This window comes from Microcystis sp. M049S2, assembly GCF_020245625.1.
GTDB lineage: Bacteria > Cyanobacteriota > Cyanobacteriia > Cyanobacteriales > Microcystaceae > Microcystis > Microcystis ichthyoblabe_A.
The window spans coordinates 1-5,935 of record NZ_JADBUN010000234.1 but is presented as its reverse complement, the minus strand read 5'-3'; the positions used below and the strand labels follow the sequence as shown (position 1 = coordinate 5,935).

The window sequence follows — 5,935 nt, the reverse complement described above, 5'->3', positions numbered from 1 at the left end:
TCACTATTAGAAGAAGATTAGAAACTATTGATAACCCAAGTCAGCCATGAAAATCACCTACTTTCAAGATACGGATACTCTATACCTAGAGTTCAATAACAATCCCATTGTCGAGACTCAAGAAATCAATGAAAATACCTTAGTTGATCTTGATCAGCAGGGGAATATTTGTGCAATCACCTTGGAACACGCCAAAAGCTTAACGGATCTGAATGCTTTTTCCCTCGAAACTATTGTCGCACCTCAATTGGCTTCAAGTTGAGAAGATTTTTCATAACAAAATGATTCTATAAACCCTATGGATTCCCCATGCAAAACCAAATTAACCTCACCATTGAACGCTTTCAAGAAAACGGCCAAGATTACTATGTCGCCACCAGTCCCGATATACAAGGACTTGTCGCTGACGCTGATACAATAGATGCCGTCATTGATATTGCCAAAGACTTAATTCCCATCCTATTAGAATTGGAAACAGAAGATCAGCTTGTTATCACCACTTAACACAAATTATAGATAATCTTAAATTCGCAATGCCAGAAATTAGTCGTTTTTTAGGAATTATTATCACTATGTACTATAACGACCATACACCTGCTCATTTTCATGTTCGCTATAATCAACAAAAGGCGATTATTGACATTAAAAATCTTACTATTTTACAAGGTCAATTGTCTCCAAGGATTCTTGGTTTAGTAATTGAATGGGCTGCTATTCATCAACAAGAATTAAAGGAAAATTGGCAACTTGCTAGACTTAATGAACCTTTACGACCAATCCTACCATTAGAATAAACCATGCTAAAAGATATTATTGAAGTGAAACCTCTAAATAATTATCAACTTTATCTTAAATTTGAAGATAATCAAGAGGGGATTATTAATCTTGAAGAAATTATCGAGTTTGTTGGCATTTTTCAACCGCTAAAAGACTTAGATTTTTTTAAAACCGTCAAAATTAATCCTGATTGGGGGACAATTTATTGGGAAAATGGGGCTGATTTAGACCCCGATGTTCTTTATTCTCTCATCACGAATCAATCTCTTAATGACTTAGAAAAAGATGACTTACAACTTATTTAAAGTACAGGAATTTTAAGCCATAAAAATCACCTACTTTCAAGATACGAAAGTTCTATATTTAGAGTTCAACACAATCTTTTAAAAGGCGATTAAGGGACGATTCTAGAATTATCACCTCCTAACAAACAACAACCAGAAGCAGGTTATCTCCTAGAAATGTTTGACAATAACGAAACCCTTGACGTGATAGCGGGTCCCGTTTCTTGGATAACTTCTATTAACTAACGATTAGCAAAAATTCAGGCTATATTAGAAGAAGATTAGAAACTCTTGATAACCCAAGTCAGCTATGAAAATTAAAGCGATTATTCATCCTGCCGAAGAAGGCCGTTATTGGGCAGAAGTTCCAGCCCTTCCAGGTTGCATCACGGAAGGTGATAGCCTAGAAGAAGTCACTCATAACTTAAAAGATGCGATCAAAGGATGGTTAGCTGTTGCCAATGAATCCTATGAAATTAAAAGCTTTATCGGGACATCGGAAGTCGAAGACTTAAAAAATGCGCTGGGCAAATATGTTCTTTATGAAAAAATCATCAAACGTCAACAAATAGAGGCCGAAGTTTCCCAACTCAAAGACTTGAAAGAAAGGGCAACGGCTCAAATATGGGCTTTGATAGTCACTGTTATCGGTGCAACTGTTGCAGCAATTATCAAATTTGGTTTTCTGACTAAAACTTAAATCATCATTAAAAACTAAGTTGGAACTAGACAAGTTCCAACCGGTAACAAAAAATTGACCTTGAATATTAACGACGGATTGGTGCCATCGCACCGTCGGCGGCGGCGCGAAAAGGTTCCACTGCCTCGCTATAATCGATCGGTAAAATAGCCACCACGTTATCATGAGGACGGGGAATAATTACCCAGGTTTCTAAAGCTGCCCCCTCGGTTTTATTGACGGCTTCAATGCCGGCAGCCATAGCGGTTTTTACCTCCTGTACATCCCCACGAATATTGAGGGTAAAACGGGCGCTTCCTGCCCTTAAATAGCCAACAATCGTGATCCGTCCTGCTTTTACCATCGCATCGGCGGCCGCTAGAATACCGGGGAAACCTTTTGTCTCGATCGATCCCACCGCGGGTTGGGCTGTCATAAATTAACTCCTAATAACAAAAATCAGATAAGTTCAATTGATAGAATCCAATCTATTTTCCAGTCTTTAACTATAGTCTAGTTTGGGGCCAATCGCTAGGGAAATTAACTGCGAAAACGGTCTGACTTAGCCGTATGCTGCACTGGTAAAACCGCCAGTACATTTTCTGGAGGATTCGGTACGATGTAATGACTGACCACATTGCCACCAAAAGCGGTCATCGCCGCCGCTAATCCTGCCTCTACTGCTGGTTTAACCTCGGAAATCGGACCGCGAATCGCCACCAAAAATTCGCCCCTTTCCGCTAGATCAAAATAAACTAGGGTGACTCGTCCCCCTTTAACCATGGCATCCGCCGCCGCTAAAACGGGGGGAAAACCCAACGTTTGAATGACTCCGACCGCCTCGGGCATTTTTCCTGATCTCCTGCGAAAGCAACTTTACATTATACCCCGAACCTGTCTTTATATTTTCTTCTGCAAATCCCCGACCGATCGAGCCTGTTTTTTCTCTAAATACTGTTGATGGGACTGATCGGCCAGATAATAATCTCCTGCGGGTTCGATCAAAGTAACGATATCTTGCTGAAACTTTCCCGATAGTTGTAGTTGACGCTTGGAAGCAGTGGCGATTAACTTTTGTTCCGGGGTGTGATAAAAAATAATCGATCGATATTGTTCTCCCCGGTCCGGTCCCTGGCGATTTAACTGAGTCGGATCATGGATTGACCAAAAAACGGCTAATAACGCCTCATAGCTTATTTCTTGGGGATTATAGGCAATTTGTGCCACTTCCGCATGGCCGGTAATTCGTGATAACACATCGAGATAACTAGGATTGGGGAAATGTCCCCCCATATAACCCACGGAAGTGGCTAAAACCCCCGATAAACGCCGAAATGCGTCCTCGGTTTTCCAAAAACAGCCGGCCCCAAAGGTAGCTTTTTCGCCGTTATTCATTTCTCCTCACATCCTTGGCAAATTCTACAACTGCTTTTGTAATTGTTTCGCTTAAATTAGCATAAACTTTGGCAAAAGGGGGAGCTTTTTCGGTTAATCCTAGGATATCCGCCGTTACCAACACCTGACCATCACAATCTTCCCCCGCACCGATACCAATCGTCGGGATAGTCAATTTATCGGTAATAGTAGCGGCTAAATTGGCGGGAATATGTTCCAAAACCAGGGCAAATACTCCCGCTTTCTCCAAGGCTAAAGCTTCCTCGATTAGTCTTTGTGCATCCGATGGGGTTTTTCCCTGCTGACGGTATCCTAAGCGATGCACCGACTGGGGAGTTAATCCGATATGACCCATAACAGGGATGCCTATCTCGGTTAAACGGCTAATCGTCTCGATCATAGCGGGATAACCCCCCTCTAATTTTACCCCTTGTACTCCCGCTTCCTTTAACATCCTTCCGGCGGAGTGAATTGCCTGACTGACACTTTCCTGATAGCTGAGAAAAGGCAAATCACAGACAACTAAAGCTTGTTTTACCCCACGAGACACGGCCGCTGCATGGTGAATCATCGCCTCTAGGGTGATCGGTAAAGTGGTAGGATAGCCCAAAGCAGTCATAGCTAAGGAATCACCTACCAAGATAATATCAATTCCTGCCCGATCGAGCAGTCGCGCGATCGGATAATCCCAAGCTGTGAGGGTAACAATCGCGCGTTTTTGCTGTTTCCACTCGATTAATTTGCTGGTGGTGACTGCCATTATTTATTCACTGCGGACAGCTTCGAGGATACGGGAAAAATAGAAACGAGTGCTAGTCATACTCGTCCGTTCAATTTTAAAGCCATTTTCGTTGAGAGCGGCGATAATAGTTTTTTCCTTGTGTTGATAAGCGCGAGTGGTTTTACTCGGACCGGGGAAAAATTGACCAATTTTCTTGAGAATGGTTAATAAACAGGTTTTAGGAGCAAAACTGAGGATTAAACGGGATTGAGCTAGGGTTCCCAAGTGTTTAATCATGCCTAATGCTTCTTCTGTGGGATAGTGAATGAGAACATCCAGACAGATGACCGTGTGATATTGGCCGGTTAATGCTTCTAAATCTTGAACGGCAAAGGTGAGTTTACTGGTATCTGCTAACTCTTTGGCCGCTCTTTCCTTGGCTTCTGTCACCATTTTCTCGGAAATATCACTGGCGAAAATAGTTGCGCCTGCTTTGGCGAGGGGAATACTAAGACTACCGACTCCACAACCGGCATCACAGATCGAGAGATTGGGTAAATTGTCATCACTTTCTAACCAACCGATAACGGTATCGATCGTCTGTTGATGACCGATGCGAATATCTTTTTGTACTTTGTTAACTTCGCCATCCCCATAAATCCGGCGCCAGCGATCGAATCCTGTGGCGTTAAAATAGTCCTTGACTATGGCTTTATCGTCTAATGTGTTGGTCATAACGAAATCTAAACGAGCGGAGATGGTTATTAGTTTATCCTACCGTGAAAGCCAGTTTTCCGACTGAATCATTCAGGGTCGCAGTTAGAACATAAGTATTATTTTGTTTCCCCGTGCTGCCAAGCATTGTCAAAGATTTGTAAATTTTTTAACCAAAATCCTTGAGGTAATGTTAGGCTGATCGAAGAAAGAAAACCATAGCTTAATGGCGATCAAATATAAGGTGAGGGTTTTAAACTTATATCTGGACTTCCCCCATACAGAAATACTAAAAAATCAACGAAACCCTTACTGCATGGGGCTTCTCAGAAAAAATTGACAAGACGCTACTGTGTACATTTTCCCCTTGAAAATGGCTGTACCGTTGACTGTATCTGGAGTAGAGCGATTCCGTAGAGTTGGCTGTATAGTGATCGCTAACCAGATTGTAACAGATTGTGTCATTAATCTCTAGAGTCAGCGATTCCCTCTGTAGCCATGTTTTTGATGGTTTTCTGCCCCGAAACAAGCTATAATAGTCGAAAGGTCAAATTTGAAAATTTTTGCCTCAAACCCTATCAGCGTAAGGACTTCAGTATTTTGTGTCCAGTAGTCTATTAGTATTATATTGCTTGAACTCAGGCTCTGTAAGACTTTTAGCCATAGCTATTATGTTTATACGGGGGAAGTCCAGTTATATGATCAGTTTAAGCCTAGAATACATAAAAAAAATTGATTGAGATTCCCTAACCTGGTTCCGTTGTTTCCCAAAGCCTGAATTACTAGAAAAAATTTGGCGTTGTCAGGTGTAAAGATGAATCAAGCAAAAGTGTAGGGAACTGGAACATCCTTAAACTTAAGGTAATGAATTAGAAGCGGTAGGGAATTTTCTAACATTTTGACACATTTTGAATAGCAGAGAGTCTGACGATGAAGACGCGCTAAGTAACCTAAGTTGCTACCTATGGGATTAAGCAAAAAAAGCTGCGTTGTCAGATGTAAAGATGAATCAAGCAAAAGTGTAGGGAACTGGAACATCCTTAAACTTAAGGTAATGAATTAGAAGCGGTAGGGAATTTTCTAACATTTTGACACATTTTGAATAGCAGAGAGTCTTACGATGAAGACGGGCTAAGTAATGACGTAATCTTGTATTTTCTCCCTCTACCCTTGTCATATAAGTTTTGCTAACAATCTGATCCCCATCAGGGATAAATATTGGATACACTAGACCTCTTGCATAAATCCGAAAACAAACGATAGAAACAATAATGGGAGGGACTTTCAGTTAATTATTTATTAGTAGTTGATAATCTTCAAAAATGTTGCTGTACAAGGATCGACTTAAGACTTTTGCAAGAGGTC

Annotated in this window: 10 protein-coding genes and 2 pseudogenes; 5 read left to right on the top strand and 7 right to left on the bottom strand. The window is 41.2% G+C overall.

The genetic code is table 11. The annotated features are described in order from the left end of the window. Nucleotides 1–46: 46 nt before the first annotated feature. The 5 genes from IM496_RS18930 to IM496_RS18910 all read left to right on the top strand — a co-directional run bounded on the left by IM496_RS18930 (nucleotide 47) and on the right by IM496_RS18910 (nucleotide 1,761). Entirely contained in the window at nucleotides 47–262 is a 216-nt protein-coding gene (locus IM496_RS18930) for a DUF2283 domain-containing protein (RefSeq protein ID WP_194013818.1), read from the top strand. A 47-nt stretch (nucleotides 263–309) separates the two neighbouring features. After that, nucleotides 310–504: a type II toxin-antitoxin system HicB family antitoxin gene (locus IM496_RS18925; RefSeq protein ID WP_194013817.1), complete on the top strand. Its 195-nt coding sequence runs from the start codon at nucleotides 310–312 to the stop codon at nucleotides 502–504. A gap of 29 nt (nucleotides 505–533) precedes the next feature. Further along, nucleotides 534–794 (top strand): DUF4160 domain-containing protein, encoded by a 261-nt coding sequence (locus IM496_RS18920; RefSeq protein ID WP_194013815.1) that lies wholly within the window; start codon nucleotides 534–536, stop codon nucleotides 792–794. Between the two features lie 3 nt (nucleotides 795–797). Beyond that, nucleotides 798–1,082: a DUF2442 domain-containing protein gene (locus IM496_RS18915; protein ID WP_002767949.1), complete on the top strand. Its 285-nt coding sequence runs from the start codon at nucleotides 798–800 to the stop codon at nucleotides 1,080–1,082. A gap of 289 nt (nucleotides 1,083–1,371) precedes the next feature. Next, nucleotides 1,372–1,761, top strand: a complete 390-nt coding sequence (locus tag IM496_RS18910; protein WP_194013813.1) for an element excision factor XisH family protein — start codon at nucleotides 1,372–1,374, stop codon at nucleotides 1,759–1,761. A gap of 67 nt (nucleotides 1,762–1,828) precedes the next feature. Here the strand turns inward: IM496_RS18910 and IM496_RS18905 are convergent, their stop codons facing one another. From IM496_RS18905 to IM496_RS18875, 7 genes and pseudogenes are all read right to left on the bottom strand, one after another. After that, nucleotides 1,829–2,176: a carbon dioxide-concentrating mechanism protein CcmK gene (locus tag IM496_RS18905; protein WP_002733188.1), complete on the bottom strand. Its 348-nt coding sequence runs from the start codon at nucleotides 2,174–2,176 to the stop codon at nucleotides 1,829–1,831. Between the two features lie 104 nt (nucleotides 2,177–2,280). Continuing rightward, nucleotides 2,281–2,589 carry a carbon dioxide-concentrating mechanism protein CcmK gene (locus tag IM496_RS18900; RefSeq protein WP_002782143.1) on the bottom strand — a complete coding sequence of 103 codons (309 nt, stop codon included), beginning with the start codon at nucleotides 2,587–2,589 and terminating at the stop codon, nucleotides 2,281–2,283. 51 nt (nucleotides 2,590–2,640) lie between these two features. Beyond that, nucleotides 2,641–3,135, bottom strand: coding sequence for a peptide-methionine (S)-S-oxide reductase MsrA (msrA, locus tag IM496_RS18895; RefSeq protein ID WP_110579684.1), 495 nt, complete (start codon nucleotides 3,133–3,135; stop codon nucleotides 2,641–2,643). After that, nucleotides 3,128–3,895, bottom strand: a complete 768-nt coding sequence (gene panB, locus IM496_RS18890; RefSeq protein ID WP_002734057.1) for a 3-methyl-2-oxobutanoate hydroxymethyltransferase — start codon at nucleotides 3,893–3,895, stop codon at nucleotides 3,128–3,130. Before panB ends, msrA begins: the two co-directional genes overlap by 8 nt. A gap of 3 nt (nucleotides 3,896–3,898) precedes the next feature. Then, nucleotides 3,899–4,591 (bottom strand): magnesium protoporphyrin IX methyltransferase, encoded by a 693-nt coding sequence (bchM, locus tag IM496_RS18885; protein WP_002782147.1) that lies wholly within the window; start codon nucleotides 4,589–4,591, stop codon nucleotides 3,899–3,901. A 798-nt stretch (nucleotides 4,592–5,389) separates the two neighbouring features. Beyond that, a pseudogene (locus IM496_RS18880) lies at nucleotides 5,390–5,518 on the bottom strand (IS1 family transposase); the annotation flags it as partial. 61 nt (nucleotides 5,519–5,579) lie between these two features. Beyond that, nucleotides 5,580–5,798, bottom strand: a pseudogene (locus IM496_RS18875) (IS1 family transposase); the annotation flags it as partial. Between the last annotated feature and the right edge of the window lie 137 nt (nucleotides 5,799–5,935).